The sequence below is a fragment of the Bowmanella dokdonensis genome, assembly GCF_017254865.1.
GTDB lineage: Bacteria > Pseudomonadota > Gammaproteobacteria > Enterobacterales > Alteromonadaceae > Bowmanella > Bowmanella dokdonensis.
In genome coordinates this window covers 92,288-115,849 of sequence record NZ_JAFKCV010000007.1, presented here as the reverse complement: position 1 = coordinate 115,849, position 23,562 = coordinate 92,288, and the positions used below count along the sequence as shown (strand labels likewise).

Here is a 23,562-nt window from a genome sequence, read left to right as displayed (position 1 = left end):
TGTCACCTGTCACCTGTCACCTGTCACTAAAAATAATATTCCAGGCTGAGCTGCACGTAGTCGTCACGTCGCAGCAGATAGGTGGGTTCGGTGGGCTGGTCGGAGCTGAAGAACCAACCGTCCACCCGCCATTTCCAGTTGTTGTTGATGCGGCTGGAGGCTTCGATATAGCCGGAGCGGCTGCTGCTGTTGTCCAAATCCTGGATAAAGGCGATGAGCACCTCGGTACCGTCGATATCGTTAAACACGATACGGCTGCCGACCATCAGGTCGTTCTGGCCCAGGCTGGTGGCCTGTTCGTCCCTTTCGTCATACTGGTATTCCATCAGCCAGCCAATGTCATACACTGAGTTGAGCACTCCGATACTGGTATACTCAAAACCCGCAGTCAGGGCATAAAATTCCTCACGGTCAGTTTCCCGGTGAATGGCTTCCAGCTTGTACAATGTGGCGCCGACCACGGCCAGCATATCCAGGCCGGTCTGTTGCATCTGGCCGTAATAGGGCCTGAGCACAGGTTCAGTGCCGTCCATATCGGGCACAAAGCCCGGCTCCCGGTTGGTGCCGTCGAAGTAAGACAAGCCTATTTCCACATCGCCGAAATAGTGCATGTAACGCAGCGCCCAATCCAGATTCTGTTGCTCGTCCTGTGATTCGTAGATGGGATTGTCGGTGTCGATACGCAGAGGGCCGCGAAAACGCCCGTCCAGGCCGGCAAAGGTGCGCTCACGAAAATAGGGTAAGGCAAACAGGCTCACCGTGCCCCAGTCCTTTTGCAGGGATAACTGCACCATGGGCTGGCCGAGCTTTTCCTCACCGTCGATGGCCTCGACAAAGTCGGTCTGGTTGATCACATCCACCAGATGCTGTGACTCGGTCTGACCCCAGAAGACTTTGCTGATACCGGCTTTGAGTTCCCATTCATCGCCCACGTGCAGCCAGTTCAGTTCGCGGATATCCGCATGGGTGCGCTCGTCGTCGCGGCTGTCGTAACGGAAAAAGGGCTTAAAATTGACGCTGTCAGCCCCCTCATTAAAGCTGTAATAAATTTCAGGCTCCACAAACAGGGAAATATCACTGTTCTCCTGCTGGGCATAGGCTGCGTCCTGAAAGTAGAAGCGTTGCTCCAGCGCTGTCTTCAGATAGGTCTGTATCTCTGCCGCCGAGGCAAAGCTGGCCAGGATCCCCATGGCCAGAATCGTCTTTCTCAAGGTTCCTCCTTTACCTGGCGCGTTTCAGACTGGCCTGGCTAAAGTCATCTTCGGTAAGTCCGGTACGGAAGCTTAACGCGTGCGTAATCAAATCGGTACTCTTACCTGTCTGGTGATTAACCATGGACAGCTTCATGGGCCGCCAGTACTTGTCCAGATACTGCTGGTAGTCGTGCATGGTCAGGGTTTTCAGCAAACTGTCCTTGCGGTCGTAAAATTCAATCTTGTGAGCCCGGTAGTGCTGCTTGTCTATCCACACCAGCAGCTTGGTATAACCCGAGTGCTCATAGGCCGGAGTCTGCTCCACCACAAAGGTATCCATGCCGCTGAGCTTCTCATCACGCAGATACCGATACTGATACTTCTCCACTTCGAAGGAGCTCAGATCCTCGAAGGCAAACTCGCTGCCCATGAAGGGGCCGGATTTGCTGCGCGAGGCAATACGTTTGACCCGTTTAAGGGCCGGCAGGTACATCCACTGCTCATCCGGCTCGATGGCATGGGAATAATTTAGGAAGGCCGTCCCTTTGACGTCGGCCGGCTGGTCGAAAATGGTCAGGCCCTTGTCACCGTCGTTTTCCATTTCCAGACTTAGCAGACGCATTTTACGTTCGATCTCCTGTCTGTCTGCAGTACGCAGGATCATGCTGGCCTCGGCCTGGGAGTCACCCCAGCCTTCGTCCCGGGATTTACGCTCCTGGGCGATTTGCAGACCCTTTTCTTCTGCAGTCTGGGCCAGGGCGGGCATGACCAGGCTGGTCAGCACCAGAAGTACCAGGGCATTAAGCCCCTTGTAAGCTCTTGTCCGTTTCATCTGCTTTATCCTCTTTAGTACTCTTTTTATCAAAAACCATCAGGAAAGGCGGCAGGAACAGGAAGTCCACTGCCAGCGCCACCAGAATAATGATGCCGGTCAGCAGGCCCATGTCCGCATTGAGAGCAAAAGTCGACATGGCCAGTACCGAGAATCCGGTCACCAGCACCAGGGTCGTGATCCACAGGGCCCGCCCCACACTGGAAAAAGCGTAGCGCACGGCTTGTTCCGCGTCCTTGCCTTCTCCTCTGGCCAGGCGGTATTTGCTCAGAAAATGTACCGTATCATCCACTATGATACCCAGCGCCATACTCAGCACCACCGATAGCCCCATGTTAATCTGCCCGGAGTAAAGTCCCCAGATGCCAAAACCTATGGCGGCCGGCAGCAGGTTGGGCAGCAGGCTGATCATCCCCATCCGCCAGGAGCGCAGGGCGAAAACCAGCAGTCCGGAGATCAGCACCAGGGCGATGAGGGTACCTTCGATCATACTGGACATATTGCGTTCGCCTATGTGACCAAACATTAAGGACGGGCTGGCCGCTTCAACCGCTACCTCGGGTCTGCCCTGGCTGGCGATCCAATCCAGTGCACGCTGCTCAAAGGCTGTGATCTGTTTGCTGCCCAGGTTTTCCAGGGTCACATTGATCCGGGTGGCCGATTTATCCAGATTGATCTGGTTGTTCAGATCCAGGCCGAAGGGCAGCGACATTTCATACAGCAACAAATACTGGGCTGCCAGTTCCCGCTCCTGCGGTAGCCGGTAGTATTCAGGGTTGTCGCCGTGCATATTTTTGTTCAACCGCTTGAAGGTATCCGAGATGCTGGCCACATGGTCCACTTCCGGCTGCTCCCTTAACCAGGTGCTGAAGTCTGCAATCAACTGCAGATTCTGTGGCTTGTTAAGGGCGGTGGGCTCGTCCAGATAAAGGGCAAAGTCCATAGTGGACATGCCGCTTAGATTGGCTTCCTGGAACTCGGTGGATTGCCTGAATGCAGTGGTTTTGTCGAAATAGTCGGTGGCGATGTCGTTGACTTCGTTGTTGAAGATTGCGGCCACAGAGATGACGACCAACACCAAACTGATCGGCAGCAGGCGCTTGTGATGGCGGATAACCCAGTCACCAAGCTTTTCCATACTGCCGTTTTTCATCTGCTGGCGACTGGCCACCCGCATCGGCAACACCAGCAGAAGTGCCGGCAGCAGGGTCACCGACAGCGCGAACGCAAGCATTACACCGATAGCCGTCAGATTACCCAGGTCGTTCAGGATAGGCACATCGGAGAAGTTCAGAGTCAGAAAACCTATGGCCGTGGTGGCGCTGGTGATGAAAATAGGCATCAGGTTGATGCGCATGGCATAGTGCAGCGCCTCGGACTTGCTTCGCCCTTCACGCAGACCGTAAAACATGGACGAGATCACATGGATGCAGTCTGCCACCGCCAGGGTCATGACCAGAGTCGGCACATTAACCGTCGCCGTGGACAGAAAGATGCCCAGCCAGCCTGAAATGCCCATGGTGGCCGCGATGGCGGTCACTATCACCAGCAAAGTCGCCAGGGTGGCAGTAAAACTCCTGAGCAGGCCCCACATCACCAGAATGATCACCAGAAACATTATCGGGACCAGGGTTTCGGCATCGTGCTTAGCCTCGCTGGCGAAGCTGTTGTTCATAAAGACCACGCCGGTATGGTAGAAATCATGGCCCGGATAACGCTCGGCAAACTGCGCACTCAGCTGCTGCACATAGTCTGCCGTTTCCATCACCTTATTGGTCTTGTCCTCTTCCGGCATCTGCACCGTGATATTGATCATGGCCACATGAGCCTGGGGCGAGATCATCCGCCCCACCAGATTGGGCTCCGTCACGGCCACTTCTCTGGCCTGTTCAATTTCCTCTGCCGTCATATTCTGCACATCGAACAGCAGATCCTCGACAATCAGATCATCCCCCTCGGCCCGGGTATGCTGAAAATTGGCGATGGAGTCCACCCGGGTGGAGTAAGGGGTCTGCCAGGCGGCTTCGGTCATTTCACTGATGAGTTGCAGGGTCTGGGGATTGAATACTTGCCCGGACTCGGGGGCAATGATAATGCTGGCATTTTCATTCTTGGAAAACACCGTCTGCATTTTCTCGTAGGCCTGTAATTGCGGATTGTCCTGAGCAAAGAAGATTTTGTAGTCGCCCCGGAAATACAGATTCTTGGCGCCAAAGGCTGACGCCAGGATCACCAGCATGACGGTCAGCATCGTCAGCCAGGGCCGATTCAGTATGGTGTTAAGCCAGATGGTTTTCATGGGTGTTTTCCTCGTTGACCCGGGGCCATGCCCTGCTCCCTGAAGGTTGATAATTCCTGTTTAAAGACCTCCTGGCCGATTTTCTGCCAGCTTGCCTTATAGTCCCAGTCTCTGGACAGGGGCTGCCAGCCCATGCCGTCCAGCAACAGGTTAATGTTGAACAGTAACGCATTTTCCGCCTGCAGCTCTTTGAGCAGTTGTGTCGTACCGGCCGCCAGCAACAGCGCGTTGGAGCCAAATGCCATGGCCCAGGCAGCAAAACTCAGTTGACTCAGTGGTACCGCAGGCGGACTTTGCAGATCTCCTGCCGCCATGGCATGTTCAAACAAGTGGTTACAGATGTCGGCCAGTTGTTGTTCAAGCTCTTGCTGACGTTGGAGGCGCTCAGGCTTGGCTTTTTCGGATACGGCAGGGGTCTTGGCGGTCAGGACACAATAGAACAAGGTGGGATTGAGCACAGCATGTAAACGGTACGCATAGCAGACCGCCAGCAACTTCTCGCGGCTGTTGCCTTCAAACGTCAACGCCTGGGAAAACATGGTCAGCTCCGTCTCCATACATTTGATGCACAGGGCGCAAAGCAGATCTTCCTTGCTGGAAAAGTGGTTATACACCGTGCCCTTTGAATAGGAACAGGCTGCCACCAGCTTGTCCATGGTCAGCCCGCTGAAACCCTCTTCAGCCATAAGCCGTTCAGCCAGGGACAACAGCTCCTGCTCACGATCGGCAATGGCCAGTTGGCGCTTGGTCTTTATCTTCCTGAACAGGCAACCGTCTGACGGGCCTGAATTTTTGCATCCGAATCTGATATTCATAATTTAATGACGAATCGTCATGTTGACGAATCGTCATTTTAGTGGAAATTTTACTTAGCGCAACAGGAGAATGGCACTTTCTGCCTGAAAAGGGGATGAGGAGCCACCGGTCCGTCGCATCAAAGATGCGGGACCGGGTAGCCTTAGGTGAGCTTATGTCAGGTCAACTGGTCGATGAAATTTCCCAGTCTGGCCGAGGCGGGCTGGGTGTTTTGCATGGTGCGTGCGGTCTGATCCACTTCCTGTTGCAGGGTCTCCCGGATGGCCTCCAATCTCTCCACCAGGGGCACCTGTTGCTGGGGTTGAGGTTGTTCCAGCAAGTCCTGTTGTAACAAGCTTTCAGCGATCAGTCTCAATTCCTGCTGCCGTTCCAAGGCACGTTGTTGTTGGAGAGCTTCAGCCACAGACTGCTCCCGAACCAGTTGTTCCTCTCTTTCAGCCTGGGCAAGAGCCTGGCGCAGCAAAGGCGAAACAGGATTGTCAGAAGGAATGGGAGGGCCGCTCGGTTCATCTGTATCGGTGGCATTGTCAGTAATCTCGGCCTGTTCGACAGGAGCGTCTTGAGGGGCCGGAGCCGGGTCCGCTGTGGCTTGTTGCTGCCTGTCCTCCTGACGGGCCTCCCGTCTCTGGACACTGGCTGTGGCCTGTTGCTGGTTTTGTGCTTCAATTTCTTCCCGCTGCGCTATCCGGCGTTCAGCCTGTAAGTCTTCCTGCCGCTCCACCCTATCGGTCAGCCGCTGCTGCCTGGCTTCGCGCTCACTGACTTCCTCCCGGATTCTGGATTCGAGCTGGTCTTCGCGCCGCTCGGTCTGCTGCACCTGACGCTGTTGCAGTTCTTCACGCTGCTCTGTGGCTGCCGCTATCCTTTCATTGCGGCGACGTTCCTGCTGCTCTGTTTGTTCAGCCTGTTGCTGCTGTTGCCTCTCGCGCTGGGCTACCTGCCGCTCAATGGGGTCTGCGGCCTGGCTCCTGTTTTGTGCTGTGGCTTCAGCCTGTCGCTGGTCAGCCCGGGCCGGTGATCCTGTTGCTGGATCTGCAGATGTCCCGGCGTTCCGGCGCGGTGAAGGTGGTTCATTCGCCTGTTGTGGCGGCCTTGTTTGCCCTTGGTTCAGCACTTCCTGCACGCTGGTATCAAGACGCTGTTCACGCTGTCCAGCCTGCTGGAGTTGCTGGTCCTGCCGTGGCGCCGGGGGCTGCGGGGTTCTGCTCTGCTCAAATTCCCGTTGCACCAGGCGTATATTCTCCCGTTGCCGCTCTGCGGGGGACTGGCGACGGGTTTGCTGCTGCAGTCGCTCGGCCTCAAGCAACGCCTCCCGCTGAGCGGGCGTCACGGGTTGCCGAAGGCTGCTTTGTTCTGGCTCGTTCCGGCCACTCGGGGTCAGGTTGCCGGAAGCAGGTCGATCCGCCTCCAGTCCCCTGGTGGCCGCGCCACCTGCGGGTGGATTTGGCTCACCGGCTGTAGTGACCGGTCGCTCAGGTTGTGCTTGACGAGCCGGCGGCTGAGTCCGGTTCTGCTGAGCCTGCGCCTGCTCTCTCTCCAACCGGGCAAGGCGCTGCTCATCTATTTGTACCGAAGCCGGACCATTGGCTGAGCCTGCCTGGTTTTGCTCAGGACCGGTCCGTACTCTGGTCTGATTACTGGCCTGGGCAGCGGCCAGTCTTTCAGCTTGCCCGGCTTCCTGTCTGGCTATGCTGTCCAGTTGCCGCTGTTGCAAGGTAGGGGGTTGCTCATCTGGCAATTGACGGGTCCCAGACTGTTGGTCTTGCCCTTGATCGGCGACGCCGGGTATATTTCTCGGCAGGCCTTGCGGTAACAGGCTTTGGGGCTGCTGTCGGGCAGAGCGGACGTCGTCATTCTGCGACGGCCTGGGCAGGCTGAGGTTGTCGGTCACCGCACTGGATGTCTGCTCGCCAGCGCGGGTTCGGGTGAGATTAGCGATATTTCCGTAAAAACGGGCACCTGCGCTCAAGCGCCCGTTCTGTATGGAGCTGTTGACTTCCATAGCACCTCCTGACTGTATTTTTCGAACATCTTTTTCCTGATTCGAAAACCACTACAGGTACTGCAAAAGACGGCGGCCTTACCTCACTCAAACTCTCTCCAAAAAAGGTACTGCATTAACTGCACCAAGTTTCCTGTCCACTCTTACTGCTGGAGCCCGCCACTATGAAAGGGATAGCCCAGTTGTATCCAGGCTGAAGACAGGTAAGGTCTGCAGTTTGTTGAAAAAATTTCCGGATGCCGTGAAGCCGCCCAAAGGCCATGGCACGAATTTGGCTTTACACCAATGAAGTCGGTAATACAGCCTGAGAGCCAGATGGACGCCTCTTGCAAAAACCGTCGCGGAACCAGCAAAAGCCTTGTCATACCTGGCTTGGCTGGTAAATGACACACTCGTCTGACCTGTCAGGGTGTAATACCCATACAAGAGGGTCGATACCTATTGGCGACATCGATGGGATTATGATGCAGTCAATGAGGTAAATCCGGGTCCGGACCAATCAGAGAATTATTATGTCAGTGAAAAGAAGCAAACAACGTATCGAGCCCATTGCCGCTCAGGGCAAGGCCAACAAGAACGCTTACCAGACCATCATGAAGCTGATGGATATGCTGCAGCCCAAGCTGGCTGTTGCCGGCAGCAAAACAGAGTATCAAAGCGTATTTCGCAGCAGTAACTGAAGCCGGCGATGGGAAAAAAGGCATGGAAGGTCAGCCACCACCTTCAGCGGCCTTTGGGTGTCCTTATACCAATCGGATTAATCTTCAGTGCATTCAGCGAAAGACAAAATGTTCGATACCAAGGCGCTCGTATGAAGGTCTAGTGGCGCTAAAGATTAATCCGATTGGTATTACTATATAAAAGAGCGCCATAGGGGTAAATAAGGCTGCCCGAGGGCCTTTTACAGGGGAAACGGCCAAGCTTATCGCCCTGTTTGGGGCCTGGACTGGAGCACGTAACCCCCTTGCCAAAGCAGCAAACTTTGTACCAGCGACCAGGATAACAAATTGATCTAATCTCCCCGCGCCTTTTTCTCACGGGCGCTGCAGACAGTATTCCTTGATCTGCATCGGTATTTGGCTAATCAACCAAACCACAGGGATGTTCGTCCCTGAAGGGAGTTGTTATGCTTTGAATTAATCTTTGTTCTCACGGCCGAGACACATCTTAATGTCCAGACCCTTGGATAAGCGTTTACCTGCCTTTCGTACCCATGGACTGACCAAAGTATATGGAGAAGGCCCCTCAGCTGTGCACGCCCTGCGCGGCGTATCGGTGGAAATACCTGCAGGTGAGCTGGTGGTGCTGCTCGGCCCTTCCGGTAGCGGAAAATCCACCCTGCTGAATATCCTTGGTGGACTGGACCAGCCCAGCGAAGGTCGGGTGCATTTCTTCGACCAGGACCTCACGGCCAAGGACGAAGACAGCCTGACCCGTTACCGCCGACATCATGTGGGATTTGTTTTCCAGTTCTACAACCTGATGCCCAGCCTGACCGCCAGGGAAAATGTCGAGCTGGTCACGGAGATCGCCGAGAATCCGATGAACGCCGCCGAGGCCCTGTCCATTGTCGGACTGGGAAAGCGCCTGGATCATTTTCCGTCTGAACTTTCCGGCGGTGAACAACAGCGCGTAGCCATCGCCCGGGCCATTGCCAAGCAACCCACGGTGCTTTTCTGCGATGAGCCCACAGGGGCTCTGGACAGCGAAACAGGCCGCGCCGTGTTGCGGGTCTTGCAGGACGTTAATCGCAAGCTGGATACCACTGTGATGATCGTCACGCACGCGGCGGCCACCGCAGCCATGGCCCACAGAATCATCCGTTTTGCCGATGGTGATATCCGCGACATTGAACAAAATCCGCAGGTAAAAGAAGCCGAGGAGATTCAATGGTAACAGCAGCATGAAGCCGCTGGACAGCAAGCTGGGCAGGGATCTCTGGCGGGTCAAGGGCCAGGCACTGGCCATAGTGCTGGTGATCGCTTTTGGCGTCATGATGATGGTGATGATGGATGGCCTGGTCAATTCCCTGGGCGAAACCAAACGCACCTATTATGAACGTTACCGGCTGGCGGATTTGTTTGCCCCGGTTAAGCGCTCCCCCCGGCATGTGCTGGACGAAATCGTCGAGCTACCCGGCATCAGCGCGGTGCAGGGCCGCATAAACGGCGCGGCGCTGATCAGCTTGCCAGACCAGGCCGTTCCTGTCCGGGCCCAGGCTGTGTCTTTGCCGGAGTTCGGCAGCCCCAGACTGAATGACTTTTATCTGGCATCCGGCCGACCTCTGAATCCGTCCCACCGGGACGAAATCCTGCTGCTTGAAGCCTTTGCCCATGCACATAACCTGCAGCCGGGTGACAGCCTCTCTGCCACGATGAACGGGGCCAGACGACGATTCCATATTGTGGGTCTGGCACAGGCGCCGGAGTTCCTATATACCACAGCACCGGGGGAACTGGTGCCGGACGATGCCCGTTTTGCCGTCATCTGGATGAACGAAGAGGCCCTGGCAGCGGCCTTCGATATGGACGGCGCCTTTAACGAAGCGCTGATCTCACTCGCCAGAGACGCCCGGCCGCAAGCCGTTATCGACTCACTGGATCGGCTGCTTGCCCCTTATGGAGCGACCGGTGCCTATGGCCTGGAAGATCATTTGTCCGACCGCTTTATCAGCGAGGAAATCGCCGGGCTGAGGGTCTCCAGTCGCACTGTACCGCCGATTTTTCTCTCGGTCGCCGCCTTTTTGTTATACATAGTGATCTCAAGAATGGTTCAGGCCGAGCGGGAGCAAATAGGCCTGCTCAAGGCCTTCGGCTATACCAGCCTGGAGGTCGGCCTGCACTATTTCAAATTCGTGCTGGTCATTGCCCTGACCGGCGCCCTGTTGGGTTGCGCACTTGGTATGCTGGCCGGGCGGGGCCTGAGCGGCTTTTACCAACTTTACTACAAGTTTCCTTTTCTGTTGTTCAGGGTGGATCCTGCCGCCTTTGTGACAGGGTTTACCGTCAGCGTCCTGACTGCCTCGGCCGGTGGAGTGTTGGTGTTACGCAGGGTCTTTGCCCTGACACCGGCCGATGCCATGCGTCCGCCCACGCCTCCCAACTTCAGCCAAACCATTTCCTTTGGCCCCGGGCTGAGAAAATGGCTGGACCAGCCTACCCGGATGGTACTGCGCAATATGATTCGCCAGCCCCTTAGGGGCTTGCTGGCAATCCTGGGTATCGCTCTGGGCATGGCGTTGTCTGTGGCCATGCTCAGCCTGATGAGCGCATTTGACAGGACCCTCGATCTGTCATTCGGGGTGCTGGACAGAAGCGATGTCACTGTGACATTTGTGGAACCCCTGGGCGACAAGACCCTTTTTGCACTCAAGCGGATGAAGGGTGTCATAGAGGTGGAGCCTTTTCGCACTGTGGCGGCCGTCATGCACAATGGTCGCCAACATTACCGGGGAGCCGTGACGGCCCTGACTGAAAAGCCGCGCCTGTTTCGTGCCCTGGACAGCTCTTTGCAAGCCATCCCCCTGCCGGAAAACGGCATAGTACTGTCCACCGCCCTGGCCGGCGAACTCGACCTGAAGGCCGGGCAGAAGATGATACTGGATGTCAGGGAAGGTCGCCGCCCCACACTGGAAGTATCCGTGGCGGGTCTGGCCGATACCCTGATGGGAGCCCCGGCCTATATGCAACTGGAGACTCTCAACCGGCTGATGAAGGAACCAAACCGGGTGTCCGGCGCCTATTTGCGAATTGACAGCAGCCAGGGACAGCAACTGTACCGGCGGCTCAAGGACATGCCGGTGGTGGCCGGCGTCAGTCTGCAACAGGACAGCCGCCGGGCCTTTAAAAAGGTCATGGACACGGGGGCTGGCGCCATGCGTTATGTGATGGCCCTGATTGCGGCGGTGATTACCTTCGGTATTGTATACAACAGCGCCCGTATCGCATTTGCCGAGCGGGCCAGGGATCTGGCCAGTCTGCGCGTGATCGGACTGACCCGCACCGAGACTGGCTTTGTGCTACTTGGGGAACTGGGCCTGATAACGTTGCTGGCGCTGCCGCTGGGCGCGGCCCTTGGCTATTATTTTTCCCTGGCCGTAGCCGCCGGTTTCAGCACGGATCTGTACCGGGTGCCCACAGAATTTTCCCCTGCCAGCTATGGCACTGCTGCGCTGGCCGTGCTGCTGGCCGCCACCTTGTCAGGGGCGCTGGTAAAGCGAGACATTAACCGGCTGGATCTGGTATCCGCCCTCAAGACCCGAGAATGACCTTATGGCGAAACGACGTTCCCGAATCTGGCTTACCCTCATTGCGGCACTGCTGATTGTGCTGTTGGTGGCTTATGCTTTCTGGCCCAGACCCACGCTGGTGGATGTGGGCCGAATCACTGAAACCAGCATGCTGGTGACCATCGACGAGGAAGCCCGTACCCGGGTGCGGGATGCCTACCTGGTCACTGCCCCCGTGGCCGGGCGCCTGCTGCGGGTAGAGCCGGAGCCCGGGGACGAAGTAATTGGCGGGGAAACTGTGCTGGCACGCCTCATTCCCATCAGCCCCTCGCTGCTGGATATCCGCACCCGGGAGCAGGCCAGGGCCGCAATTGGCGCTGCCGAAGCCGCCCTGCGCATGGCCAGGGCCGATTTGAACCGGGCGATGGCGGACAAGGAACTGGCCGATGCCGACCAGACAAGAATTCTGCAGTTGTTTGTCCAGGGCATTGCCACCAAGTCGCAACGGGATCAGGCAGTGAGAGAAGCCCGTTCCGCCGGCGCGGCCTTGGACACGGCCAAAGCCGCCATCTCCATGCGCGAGGCAGAGCTTGCCAATGCCAGGGCCAGATTGATCAGTTTTGACCAGGATCAGAGCAGTGCCGGTCAGACTGCAGCAGGGGTTGACAGTAATACCGTACCGCTCACCGCCCCGGTATCGGGACGTATCCTACAAGTGATGCAGGAAAGTGAAACCACCCTCACCGCCGGCACCCCCATTTTGGAAATAGGCGACACCGACAATGATCTGGAAGTGATTGTCGAATTGCTCTCCACCGATGCGGTCAAAATCGATACCGGTGATAGGGTGGTGATCGACAATTGGGGCGGCTTACAGCCACTCAACGGCACCGTTGAACGGATTGAGCCCTGGGGCTTTACCAAGTATTCGGCGTTGGGGGTGGAAGAACAGCGGGTCAATGCCATTATCCGTTTTACCGATCCCCCTGCACAGCGCAAAAAGCTGGGGCACGGATACCGGGTGGAAGCCCGGATAGTGGTGTGGGAGAACAGTCAAACCCTGGCTGCCCCTTCCAGCGCTCTGCTTCGCGAGGGTCAGGATTGGGCCGTCTTCAAGGTCAAAGAGGGACGGGCGCATCTGACCAGGGTCAAAGTGGGCCATAACAACGGGACGAAGGCGCAAATTCTCGAAGGCATCGAGGCCGGCCAGCAGGTGGTTCTGTACCCAGGTCCGGGCCTGGAAGACGGCGACAAGGTAGCCCGGCGAGAGACTGAGTAGCAAAGGGGCCTCAGGCTGAGGCTCTGGTATTGCCGTCCGGTTGCGGCTTGGCCTATTTCAGCTTCTCATTCGTCTTCGGGCAAGGCACAATATCCGGCTGGAATCCGACAGTTGGCAAGCCATGGCGCAACTCTATTTTTACTACTCGGCGATGAACGCCGGCAAGTCCACCTCTCTGCTGCAATCCGCTTATAACTACAAGGAAAGGGGCATGCACGTGGAGCTGTTTACTGCTGCTTTGGATAACAGGTTCGGCACCGGACTGGTCGCCTCCCGCATCGGCCTTAAAGCCGATGCTCACCTGTTTAACCAGGGTAGCCATCTGCTGGAACAGATCAATACGCTTAACCGCAAACAGCGCATCGATTGCGTGTTTATCGACGAAGCTCAGTTTCTGACCAAAGAGCAGGTGCGGCAACTGACCTTTGTCGTGGATGAGTTGAAAATTCCCGTGCTGGCCTATGGCCTGCGCACCGATTTTGCCGGCGAGACCTTCGAGGGCAGCCATTATCTGATGGCCTGGGCGGACAAGTTAGTGGAGCTGAAAACTGTCTGTCACTGCGGCCGTAAAGCCAACTTTGTCGTGCGTATGGACGAGTTTGGCCAGGCGGTCAAGGAAGGGGCCCAGGTGGACGTGGGCGGCAACGACAAGTATGTTTCCATGTGCCGGGCTCATTTCAAGAAACTGGTCTGGGATTAAGGAAAGGGACAAGGGTAACTATGGAATGGCTGGCTCTGTTTCTGTTTGTGGTTTCTGCCTCCATCACGCCGGGGCCCAACAACCTGATGATGCTGACCTCGGGGGTCAATCACGGCATCCTGCGCAGCCTGCCGCATATGATCGGCATCAATATCGGCTTCCCATTGATGGTTCTGGCGGTCGGACTGGGCATGGCCGGCCTCTTCGAGAACTACCCGGTGCTGCATCAGGTACTGAAATGGGCAGGTGCGAGTTATCTGCTTTTTCTGGCCTGGAAAATCGCTTCTTCCCCGGTCACCAGCATACAGGTAGAAGCCCGTAAGCCCTTCAGCTTTGTACAGGCCGCCCTCTTCCAATGGGTCAACCCCAAGGCCTGGATGATGGTGCTGGGTGCGGTGGTGACCTACACCAGCTCGCAAATGGATTATCAGCTTCAGGTAGGGATTATCGCGTTGTTTTTCCTGTTGTTCGGCACTCCCTGCACCTTTACCTGGCTGTGGTTGGGCTCGCGCATGCAAAGTCTGCTGCGGACACCGGGACGGCTGCGTTGCTTTAATATCGCCATGGCCATATTACTGGCCGCTTCCCTGATCCCGGTTCTGACTGATAACCTGTCGGGTTGAACGCCTGTTTTTTGCTGGCGGTTGCCAGGCGGGCATTTTCTCCGCTAATATTGCTCAAATAATAACCAGAAGGATATTGAAATGGAGCTCGCACAATATCAGCAGTATCTGGAGACACTGCCCTTTCCTGCGTTGCTGGCACAGGCCGGCGGTGAGGAGCCTCTGAACCATAAGATTCTTTATCTCAATCCGGCCTTTATTCAGGATCTCGGCTACGATCTCAGCGATATACCGGATAAAAAGCACTGGTGGTCAAATGCCTACCCCGATCCCGTCTACCAGAAAGTGGTTACCAGCCAGTGGGAGTTGGAATCCGAACTGGCCAGGGAGCGTGGCGAGAAGAATCTCAGCATGGAGACCAGCATCACCAACAAGGCTGGTGAGGAATTCCGCTACAAAGTGCTGACCAGCGTCCTTGACCCGGATGACGACACGATTTACCAGGTATTCTTTATCAAGCTGGATTAATCCGATTGGTGTACTTTTTTGCTTGTCTGCAGTATTTCTTTCGCTAGAATAAATGTATACATTTTTATTAAAGTATACATTTATGCCTCGTCTCAATTTGCACCTCTCTACCCTCAGCGCCGGTTTTGTGGCCGTGCTGGTGGGTTTTGCCAGCTCGGTGGCCATTGTTTTTCAGGCCGCCCAGGCGGCAGGCGCTTCAGAAGCCATGACTATCTCCTGGATCATGGCACTGGGAATCGGGATGGGGCTGACCTGCATCGGTTTCTCCTGGTATTACAAGGCACCGGTCATTACCGCATGGTCGACCCCTGGCGCCGCCCTGCTTGCCACCAGCCTCATAGGTGTGCCCATCCAGCAGGCCATTGGCGCATTCCTGTTCAGTTCAGTATTGATCCTGGCAGTGGGCCTGACCGGCACTTTCGATAAGCTGATCCGCCGCATCCCGCTGAGCCTGGCCAGCGCCATGCTGGCTGGTATTCTGGTGCAGTTTGGCCTGGCCGTGTTTACCTCATTGCAGGTACAGCCTGCCCTGGTGGGGTCAATGTTGATCGCTTTTATCCTGGGCAAGCGATGGCTGCCACGCTATGCCATTTTATTGGTCCTGGCCACCGGCTTTCTGATGGCCTGGCAGGGCCAGTTGATCCGGTTTGAACACCTTGAGCTTCATTTAAGCCGGCCGGTGTGGGTCTGGCCCGAATTCAATCTCGGGGTTGTGCTTGGCGTGGGACTGCCGCTGTTTATTGTCACTATGACCTCACAGAATATCCCCGGCATCGCGACGCTGCGGGCCAGCGGCTATGAGCGGGTGCCGGTATCGCCCCTGATCAGCGGAACCGGCCTGGCCTCTCTTCTGCTGGCGCCCCTGGGGGGCTTTGCCCTGAATCTGGCCGCCATCACTGCGGCCATCTGTACCGGACCTGAAGCCCATCCCGATGCGGATAAACGCTATCAGGCGGGGATCTGGGCAGGTATCTTCTACCTGCTGACCGGCATTGGCGCAGCGACCGTAGTCACCCTGTTCAGCGCCTTTCCCCAGGCCCTGATCTTCAGCCTGGCCGGACTGGCCTTGTTCGGAACCATTGCCAACAGCCTGAGTGTGGCCACCATGCAGGCAGATGAACGGGAGGCGGCTATCATCACCTTTCTGGTCACCGCCTCCGGCCTGTCATTTCTCGGCGTAGGGGCGGCTTTCTGGGGATTACTCTCGGGTATGCTCTGTCTGCTTATTTTCAGACGGGCTCCCTGACATGACCCTGTATCAGCGACTCAAACAGGATTTGCAGCAGGGCCGGTTCAATCCCGGTGAGGTCCTCAAACAGCGTGAGCTGGCAGAGCAGTATGGGGTCAGCCGAATCCCGGTGCGTGACGCGGTACAGAAACTAAAAAGCGAAGGCTGGCTGGTCACTCACGGCAAGTGCGGTATCGCCGTGCCCGGCTTCGATCCCATTGAGGTGGAAGATATCTATCTGATGCGCAAGCATCTTGAGCCCTTGCTGCAAAATCTCGCCCTGCAGCATCTGAACAGTGAAATTCTCGGTCGGGCCAGGGACATCCTGAGCAGCATGGATGAGCGTTCAGATCTGACGGCCGCCGAGATTGGCCAACATAACTGGGCATTTCATGCCTGCCTGTACCGGGCAGCCAGACGCCCCACCCTGTTTGCCATGGTGGAGCACCTGCACCTGCAATGCCAGCGTTACATCGGATACCAGTCATTGAGCCTGAACTACCAAGATCGCAGCCAGCAGGAGCACCATGCCCTGCTCGATGCCCTGCAGCAAGGTCAGGGGGAGCGGGCCGCGCAACTGCTTCAGGCGCATATTGTCGAGGCGGGCGAAGGCCTGGTCAGTTTCCTGCGACAGGCTTAACTCAGTTCCTTGCTGTCCTGTTTAAACAGCGCTTCAAGCTGGTCCCGCCCCGCCTTGCTGCGGGCAATCAGTCCATCCAGATCGTCGTCCTGCTCAAGGGTACCGGCCAGCAGGGCTTCGTCGTGATGACGAAACACCTGGACCACATAGTCGGCCCGTGAATGGGAAAAGCCATAGGCCCGGAGCAGCAGGTTTGCTGCCTCCAGGCTGCCGGCATTGAGTTCACGAACGGCATCGGTGACCCCCAGGCGTTTGAGTTCACGCATTACCATGCGGTTACGCGCTCTTGCCACGATACGCATATGCGGATAATGCTCCCGAACCAGAGCCGCAATTTTCAGGACCTCCACATCCCGGTCCACAGCAATCAGCAGCACCTTGGCGCCCGCAATACCGGCGGCCCTGAGCAAATCCAGCCGGCAGGCGTCACCGTAAAACACCTTGTTGCCGAATTTTTCCACAAAGGCGATATGCTCCGCATCCTTGTCCAGCGCGGTAAAGGGAATGCCTTTAGCAGTGAGGATCCTGCCACTCATCTGTCCGAAACGACCAAATCCGGCAATCACCACCTGCGGTTCGTCCTCATGGGCCACCGTATCATAGACAGGCGGGCACTGGCGGCTGTTGAACCAGCGACTGTAGAGGATGACCACAGGTGAGGTCAGGGCCATGGAGAGACCGACTATCAGGCTGACCTGACTGGCCAGGGTGGTCTCCAGCAGGCCATTGCCGGCGGCCGTGGTCATCACCACAAAGGCGAATTCCCCTCCCTGGGACAGCATCAGCGCCACTCGCATGGCGTCGGCGCTTTTCTCACCACTGAGCCTGAGCAACCCAGCGATGATCAGAGCTTTACAGATCACCAGCGCCAGCGCAGCGCCGACAATCAGACCAGGCCGGGCAACCAGCAGGTTCAGGTCCAGGTTCATGCCAATGGCGATGAAGAACAGGCCCAGCAACAACCCTTTGAACGGCTCTATCTCGGTTTCCAACTGGTGGCGAAAACTGGAATTGGCCAGCAGCATACCGGCCAGAAATGCGCCCATGCCCATGGACAGCCCGGCATGTTCCATCACCAGGGCCGTGGCGACCACAATCAGCAGGGCCGCAGCGGTCATCACCTCTTCATTGCCATAGCGTGACAGCATACGCAGGCAGGGATTAAGCAGATAGCGGCCAACAAAGAGTACAGATAAGATGGCCATCAGACTCAGCCACCAGGGCGGCGCCGCCTCGCCATTGCCGCCAGCCAGGGTTTCCACCAGCAACAGAATAGGGATCACCGCCAGATCCTGCATCAGCAGCACGGCAAAGCCTTTCTGCCCGGGAGCCGTTTTAAGGATCCCCTGCTCGGCCATCAACTGAATGGCAAAGGCGGTGGAGGACAGGGCCAGGGCAAGGCCAATCACCAGCGCCGTCGGCCAGCGTTGACCGACCAGCAATACCAGGGCGCCCACCAGCACCAAACTGGTGAACAACAGTTGCCCTCCCCCTGTCAGCAACACCTGCTGGCGCATCTTCCACAATTTTTGCGGCTCCAGCTCCAGACCAATCACAAACAGCAGTAACACCACGCCCAGCTCTGCCACATGCAGCACATGGTCTGGATCCTGAATCAGTTCCATAGCCGAGGGACCGATCAACACGCCGGCCACCAGATAGCCGAGGATGGCCCCCAATTTCAGTCGTTTGAACAAGGGCACGGCAATCACCGCTGCAAGCAGAAAAATCAGGGCCGAAATCAACATAGGAGGACAACTTCCTTAAAGCACGCTGTGAGCAAACATTGATACCAGTAGTGCGCGGCACTGACAATTTGTTTAGAATCCCGCCACAAAGGGATTCAAAATAATTCAAGCCAGGGATGACTTATGCGTATAGTCAGTTCGTACCTTTTTTTCTGTTTTTGTGTCTTCACTTCAATCAATGCTTTAGCTTCGACTGAGCAGGACAAACTGCCCGTCGAAGCATTTGGCAACCTGCCCGCTCTCACTAACGTCAAACTTTCGCCGGACGGCAAACACCTGGCTGCCCTGCGTAATGAGGGGGGCCAGACCATTTTATTAGGGGTGAACCTGGATAAGATGTCGTCCAGGGTGCTGGCGGTCAGCGACAATAAAGAAATCAAGTTCAACTGGTATCAGTGGGCCAACAACGAATACATTCTAATCGGCGCGCGCTACCCGGCAAAGCGCTACGGTGTGAACACAACAGAGACCCGGCTGCTGAAAGTCAGTATCCATAAGGAAGACAGCCTTGAGCCGGCCTTTAGACCCCGCCGATCCAAGATAGCCGGGGACCATTTCAGTCAGTTCCAGGACAATGTCATCAGCCTGCTGCCGGCAGAAAAAGATCACTTCCTGCTGTCCGTGGATCTGGACTCAGCCAACCGGCCCAATGTTTACAGGCTCAGCCTCAATGACTTAGGCAGAAGCATACTCCAACGCTCCAGACGGGACATCCGTCACTGGCATGCGGACCGGCAGGGCCGCGTCAGGCTGGGTGAAGGGCTGGACGATACGAAAATCTTCTATCTGCACAAAGACTGGAAGACCAATGAATGGCGCACCCTGTGGGAATACGAAATATTCGATGCCCCGGATATCGATATCATGGGCTTCGACAAGAACCCGGATATTCTTTATATCCGGGCCCTGCACAAGGGACGCTACGCCATCTTCAGGGTAAACCTGGCCAACGAGGCGCTGACACAGGAACTGGTCTACGCCGATCCCCATTACGATATTGAGGGCCGGCTTATCTATTCGCCTAAATCCGGTGAGGTGGTGGGTGTGTCCCATGGTGAAGCTGACAATGGCCGCATCTACTGGGACAAGGAGTATATGGCCTTTCAGGAGGCCCTGGACCACGCCTTGCCGGATTCCGCCAACATTATCATCAGCATGAGCGATGACGAGCGGCGCTATGTATTGCTCACCTATCTGGAGGATGCCCCTGGCTACTACTATATCGGTGATCGGGACAACAGCACCCTGAATCCGCTGGGCTCACAATATCCCCTGCTGGATGAGACCAACCTGTCAGGCAATCAGAAAGTCCGTTACCAGGCCAGAGACGGCCTGACCATAGAAGCCTATCTCACCCTGCCCAGAAATAAACCGCAAGATCATCCCATCCCGGCAGTCGTGCTGCCACACGGAGGTCCCATGGCCAGGGATTACGGCGGATTTGACTGGCTGGCGGAGTTTCTGGCCAGCCGGGGTTATCTGGTTTTACAGCCCAACTTTCGCGGCTCGTCCGGCTACGGATTCGACTTCGAGCAGGCCTCCGTCAAAGGCTGGGGCAAGGAAATGCAACAGGATCTGCAGGATGCAGCACATTGGCTGGTTGAGCAAAAACTGGCAATACCGGGACGAATCTGTCTGGTGGGCGCCAGTTACGGGGGATACGCGGCCCTGATGGGCTTGGCCACCCAGGGTGACACCTTCAGTTGTGCCGCCAGCATCAACGGCGTCACCGATCTTACCCGTATCCTGCATGAATCCCGCCGTTACACCAATGCCAAAGTGGTCAGGAAACAGCTGGGCGACGACTGGGATGAGCTGGAAACCACCTCTCCACTGTATCTGGCCGGGCAGATCAGTGCACCTGTGCTGCTGATCCACGGCGAGGAAGACCGGGTTGTCTCGGTTTATCACAGCCGTGAAATGGCTGAGGAACTCCAGGATCTGGAAAAACAGGTCAGGTATGTGGAGTTGGAAAAAGGCAACCATTACCTGGAGCTGCAGCACAATCGCCTGACCACGCTGAGAGAGCTGGAAGCCTTTTTGGCCGCCCACCTATAGAGGTCTCGCCCGTCTGCACGCCAACAAAAATTGACAGCTGCCAAGGCGCCTGGGTTAGCATAGGAAAAACCTCCTAACCTGCGCCAAGGCATGCCCATCCGATTTGACTCTTTGCTCACCGCCGCCCGCCCCTATCAGCGTTATGCCGACAACGGACCACTGGATATCCGCCAACTGGAGCGGGCGCTGGAAAGTGACCGGGGCAGGATTATTAACTCCGCCGCCATCCGCCGTCTGCAGCAGAAAACCCAGGTGTTTCCGCTGGAGCGAAATGCGGCAGTGCGATCGCGCCTGACCCACTCGCTGGAAGTCCAGCAGACCGGCCGCTTTATTGTCCGCACCATCTTCGATAAGCTCGGCGATAAGGTCGGTGATTACGGGCTGACCGGTCTTGAGCGGATATTGGAAACTCTGGTGGAGATGGCCTGCCTGATGCACGATATCGGCAACCCTCCCTTTGGCCACTTCGGCGAAGCGGCCATCACCAAATGGTTCCGGCAGCATCTGCCCACGCTGCCCCTGCTTGCGTCCGGCCAGGGGGAGCTGGCCGGCCGACTGGCAGCTGACCTGTCCAGCTTTGAGGGCAATGCTCAGGCCATCCGTCTGCTGCACTCCCTGCTCGGCCTGAATCTCACTTATGTACAAAGCGCCTGCGTACTCAAGTACACCCGTCCGGCCTATGAGGCCAGACCGGACAAGGACGCGCCACTGAGCTATCTGCGCAAGAAGCCAGGCTACTATCTGTCCGAGGCAGAATTCGTTACCCGCTTGCAGGACAAGCTGGGGCTTGAAGCCTATTGCCGCTATCCGCTGAGCTATCTGATGGAAGCAGCCGATGACATCTCCTATTGTCTGGCCGATATTGAAGACGGGGTGGAGAAAGGCCTGCTCAGCTATCGCCGTCTCACCGAGCTGCTGATTGCCGAATTTGACGGCGACCAGGGGCTTGCGGGGGTGGCGTTTCTGCCTCACAACGGCAACCGTCAGGATCTTCGCAGCTTCAGGCAGGTTATTGAGGCGGTCACCCAACGGGCGGACAAAGAGCCCCTGAACAAGGCTCACCAGTATTTTATGAAACTGCGGGTCAACCTTATCCATCCGTTGGTTCAGCATGCTGCCGAGAGCTTTATCGACAACTACGACACCATCTGCCGGGGCCGGCTCAACCGCGCACTTTTAGAAGACGATTCTTTGTGTCACCGCCTGATCGAAACCTTCAAAAGGGTGGCCATCCGGCATATTTTCAGTGTGGCCGAGGTGGAAACCCTGGAACTGCAAGGTTACCGGATCATTTCTGAATTGCTCAACCAGTACCGGCCACTGTTGGAACTGACTGCGGATGATTTTGCCCAGGTCATCAGCGGGGGACACCGGGATCTGCTGATTGAGTCCCGTCTGGCCAGGCGTCTGCCCAACAAACATGTCAGCGCTTACCGGCTGGCCACGGACAAATACAAAGGTCAGCCAGAGGAAACCCTGTGGGAGGCCTATTATCGCTGCCGTCTGATTCAGGATATGCTCAGCGGTATGACGGATCAGTATGCCCTGGATGAATACCAGGAACTGATGGCCCTGGCACCCTGACCCTCGGGGCCGCTGTTGACCGGAAAACTCCGGCACTTTGCCCCATGCCAGGGAAGACCGCAGCAGACAAGCAGGTCTTCTGACTGCTAGCATGGCAAATGTGGTATCCATGCAAATTCCCCATGACAAACAAGGAAAAGGACAAAAAATGAAAAAGTTGAACTGGTTAATGGCAGCAGGAGTTATGCTGGCCGGATTACAGACGGCCCAGGCAATGAGCCTTGAACAAGCCGCCACTGGCGATCACCGCAGCGAAGCCAATAAAGCCCGCAACGAATACCGTCACCCTGTTGAGACCCTGAAGTTTTTCGGTATCGAACCGGATATGACAGTGGTTGAAATCTCTCCCGGCGGCGGCTGGTATACGGAGATCCTCGCTCCCTACCTGCGCGAGCAGGGCCAACTGATTGCTGCGGGCTATGATCCGGGCTCAGACGTGGAATACTTCCGCAAAAATGCCGCCCGTTTTGTCGATAAGCTGGCCGCCAACCCGGACGTCTTTGATAAGGTAAAGGTGACCATATTCCAGCTCCCCGACAGAGTGGACATCGCCGAGGACGGTAGCGCGGATATGGTGCTGACCTTCCGCAATGTGCATAACTGGTATATGCGCGGGGGTGGTGAGGAAAATCTGGCCAGGGCCTTCAATGCCTTCTTCGAAGTGTTGAAGCCAGGCGGAGTGCTGGGCGTGGTGGATCACCGCCTGCCCGCTGACAAACCCGCCAGGGATCAGGAAGCCAGCGGTTATATGCATGAAGAAGTGGTCATCAAGGCGGCCGAAAAAGCCGGCTTTAAACTGGCAGCCAGCTCGGATATCAACGCGAATCCCAAAGACACCGCCGATCATCCCAAGGGCGTCTGGACCCTGCCACCAAGCCTGGCACTCAAGGAAGAAAACAAGGATAAATACCAGGCCATCGGCGAGAGTGACCGCATGACCCTGAAATTTGTCAAACCCTAGCGCCCGGTATGATTAAATAACAGCCACCAGAACCTGCCTGAGCTCCGCTCAGCAGGTTACGGCCTCAAGCGGCACCTGCATTTCCAGCAGGTGCTGCTGCATCACCGCCCGATGCTCTTTTACTACCCAGTCTATCCAGGGTTTCCATGCCCCTGCAGATTGTCTTTGCAAAAATGCCCGGGCTCTTGCCTGTTTCTTGAATATCCCGCCATTGCTGCGCAGTGCCAGTGCTTCATCCAATGTCACGGGTAGCAGCAACTGTGGATTGCCCGGCGTGGTAAAACCCATTTCCAGGCCTTTGGGATCCAGGTCGCAAAAGAGGACGACACGGGTCTGCGGGGGGACTTGCTGAAGCAGGCTTTTAACGCCACGGGTCATACTGTTGTGGCCGCGGTACAGCACCAGGCTGTCGAGAATCTCTGCGCCGACATTGGCCTGTTGCCACTGGTCGAACACATCGAGATTTTCCACTACCACCAGGGTATCGGGGTTGGCCTTAAGCAGCATATCCACGGGCAGGCGCAGGGAGATCTGTGGCGGCAGCCCGGCCTTCACTCCCGCCCGGGAGAAATCGCCCGCTACCTGGCGGACCAGCACATATTGATCGTCAGGGCGTATATCGGCAAGCTTCTCCTGGTTTAACAGGGAGGCCATCGCCAGCCGCTCCATACCGCTGGTCAGACCCTGTAGCCAGTTGAAGCGTGGATAGTCTTTGTGCAACTCCTCTTTGAGACGACGTTTCTGATCGGCGGTAAAACGGCATCGCTGCCCGTCGAGGCGGAACAGATCACCGTAGTGCTCAACCAGCCAGTTCCTCAGGCTGTCATTGAACTTTTTGCTCAGTCTGTCCCTGTCCTGCATAAAACGGCTCAGGGTATTGACGTCACGCCGGTTCAGTTCCAT

The 23,562-nt window shown here is 56.6% G+C and carries 19 protein-coding genes; 12 read left to right on the top strand and 7 right to left on the bottom strand.

Features of this window, described 5'->3' with window-relative positions:
• Nucleotides 1-26: 26 nt before the first annotated feature.
• The 5 genes from J0A66_RS13425 to J0A66_RS13405 all read right to left on the bottom strand — a co-directional run bounded on the left by J0A66_RS13425 (nt 27) and on the right by J0A66_RS13405 (nt 7,142).
• Nucleotides 27-1,211, bottom strand: a complete 1,185-nt coding sequence (locus tag J0A66_RS13425) for a hypothetical protein (protein ID WP_241264192.1) — start codon at nt 1,209-1,211, stop codon at nt 27-29.
• A gap of 10 nt (nt 1,212-1,221) precedes the next feature.
• Nucleotides 1,222-2,025, bottom strand: coding sequence for an outer membrane lipoprotein-sorting protein (locus J0A66_RS13420; protein ID WP_206574344.1), 804 nt, complete (start codon nt 2,023-2,025; stop codon nt 1,222-1,224).
• Nucleotides 1,994-4,324 (bottom strand): efflux RND transporter permease subunit, encoded by a 2,331-nt coding sequence (locus J0A66_RS13415; protein ID WP_206574343.1) that lies wholly within the window; start codon nt 4,322-4,324, stop codon nt 1,994-1,996. The genes J0A66_RS13420 and J0A66_RS13415 overlap by 32 nt, the downstream gene beginning before the upstream one ends.
• Entirely contained in the window at nt 4,321-5,139 is an 819-nt protein-coding gene (locus J0A66_RS13410; RefSeq protein WP_206574342.1) for a TetR/AcrR family transcriptional regulator, read from the bottom strand. The genes J0A66_RS13415 and J0A66_RS13410 overlap by 4 nt, the downstream gene beginning before the upstream one ends.
• 158 nt (nt 5,140-5,297) lie before the next feature.
• On the bottom strand, nt 5,298-7,142 hold the full coding sequence (locus tag J0A66_RS13405; protein ID WP_206574341.1) for a hypothetical protein: 1,845 nt from the start codon (nt 7,140-7,142) through the stop codon (nt 5,298-5,300).
• Between the two features lie 512 nt (nt 7,143-7,654).
• Here J0A66_RS13405 and J0A66_RS13400 point away from each other — a divergent pair.
• The 9 genes from J0A66_RS13400 (at nt 7,655) to J0A66_RS13360 (ending at nt 16,308) form a co-directional block, all read left to right on the top strand.
• The gene (locus tag J0A66_RS13400) at nt 7,655-7,822 is read left to right on the top strand and encodes a hypothetical protein (RefSeq protein ID WP_206574340.1); all 168 of its coding nucleotides are present in this window, start codon (nt 7,655-7,657) and stop codon (nt 7,820-7,822) included.
• 490 nt (nt 7,823-8,312) lie between these two features.
• Entirely contained in the window at nt 8,313-9,038 is a 726-nt protein-coding gene (locus tag J0A66_RS13395; protein WP_206574339.1) for an ABC transporter ATP-binding protein, read from the top strand.
• Nucleotides 9,039-9,045: 7 nt separating this feature from the next.
• The gene (locus tag J0A66_RS13390; protein WP_206574338.1) at nt 9,046-11,409 is read left to right on the top strand and encodes an ABC transporter permease; all 2,364 of its coding nucleotides are present in this window, start codon (nt 9,046-9,048) and stop codon (nt 11,407-11,409) included.
• Between the two features lie 4 nt (nt 11,410-11,413).
• Complete coding sequence (locus tag J0A66_RS13385; RefSeq protein ID WP_206574337.1) at nt 11,414-12,649, top strand: efflux RND transporter periplasmic adaptor subunit; 1,236 nt, start codon at nt 11,414-11,416, stop codon at nt 12,647-12,649.
• 121 nt (nt 12,650-12,770) lie between these two features.
• The gene (locus J0A66_RS13380) at nt 12,771-13,349 is read left to right on the top strand and encodes a thymidine kinase (protein WP_206574336.1); all 579 of its coding nucleotides are present in this window, start codon (nt 12,771-12,773) and stop codon (nt 13,347-13,349) included.
• Between the two features lie 20 nt (nt 13,350-13,369).
• The gene (locus J0A66_RS13375) at nt 13,370-13,972 is read left to right on the top strand and encodes a LysE family translocator (RefSeq protein ID WP_206574335.1); all 603 of its coding nucleotides are present in this window, start codon (nt 13,370-13,372) and stop codon (nt 13,970-13,972) included.
• Nucleotides 13,973-14,053: 81 nt separating this feature from the next.
• On the top strand, nt 14,054-14,440 hold the full coding sequence (locus tag J0A66_RS13370) for a PAS domain-containing protein (RefSeq protein WP_206574334.1): 387 nt from the start codon (nt 14,054-14,056) through the stop codon (nt 14,438-14,440).
• Between the two features lie 82 nt (nt 14,441-14,522).
• Complete coding sequence (locus J0A66_RS13365) at nt 14,523-15,686, top strand: benzoate/H(+) symporter BenE family transporter (protein ID WP_206574333.1); 1,164 nt, start codon at nt 14,523-14,525, stop codon at nt 15,684-15,686.
• Nucleotide 15,687: 1 nt separating this feature from the next.
• Nucleotides 15,688-16,308 (top strand): GntR family transcriptional regulator, encoded by a 621-nt coding sequence (locus J0A66_RS13360; RefSeq protein ID WP_206574332.1) that lies wholly within the window; start codon nt 15,688-15,690, stop codon nt 16,306-16,308.
• On the opposite strand, the gene J0A66_RS13355 is transcribed toward J0A66_RS13360, so the two are convergent.
• Nucleotides 16,305-18,056, bottom strand: a complete 1,752-nt coding sequence (locus J0A66_RS13355) for a monovalent cation:proton antiporter-2 (CPA2) family protein (RefSeq protein ID WP_206574331.1) — start codon at nt 18,054-18,056, stop codon at nt 16,305-16,307. The two genes, J0A66_RS13360 and J0A66_RS13355, sit on opposite strands and share 4 nt — an antisense overlap.
• A 123-nt stretch (nt 18,057-18,179) precedes the next feature.
• On the opposite strand from J0A66_RS13355, the gene J0A66_RS13350 reads away from it, so the two are divergent.
• The 3 genes from J0A66_RS13350 (at nt 18,180) to J0A66_RS13340 (ending at nt 22,659) form a co-directional block, all read left to right on the top strand.
• Nucleotides 18,180-20,114, top strand: a complete 1,935-nt coding sequence (locus J0A66_RS13350; RefSeq protein ID WP_206574330.1) for an alpha/beta hydrolase family protein — start codon at nt 18,180-18,182, stop codon at nt 20,112-20,114.
• A 90-nt stretch (nt 20,115-20,204) separates the two neighbouring features.
• Nucleotides 20,205-21,698, top strand: coding sequence for a dGTPase (dgt, locus tag J0A66_RS13345; protein ID WP_206574329.1), 1,494 nt, complete (start codon nt 20,205-20,207; stop codon nt 21,696-21,698).
• Between the two features lie 148 nt (nt 21,699-21,846).
• A complete protein-coding gene (locus J0A66_RS13340) occupies nt 21,847-22,659 on the top strand; it encodes a class I SAM-dependent methyltransferase (protein WP_206574328.1) in 813 nt (270 codons plus the stop codon).
• Between the two features lie 48 nt (nt 22,660-22,707).
• Here J0A66_RS13340 and J0A66_RS13335 read toward each other — a convergent pair whose 3' ends face one another.
• Nucleotides 22,708-23,562 carry a DUF7281 domain-containing protein gene (locus J0A66_RS13335; RefSeq protein ID WP_206574327.1) on the bottom strand — a complete coding sequence of 285 codons (855 nt, stop codon included), beginning with the start codon at nt 23,560-23,562 and terminating at the stop codon, nt 22,708-22,710.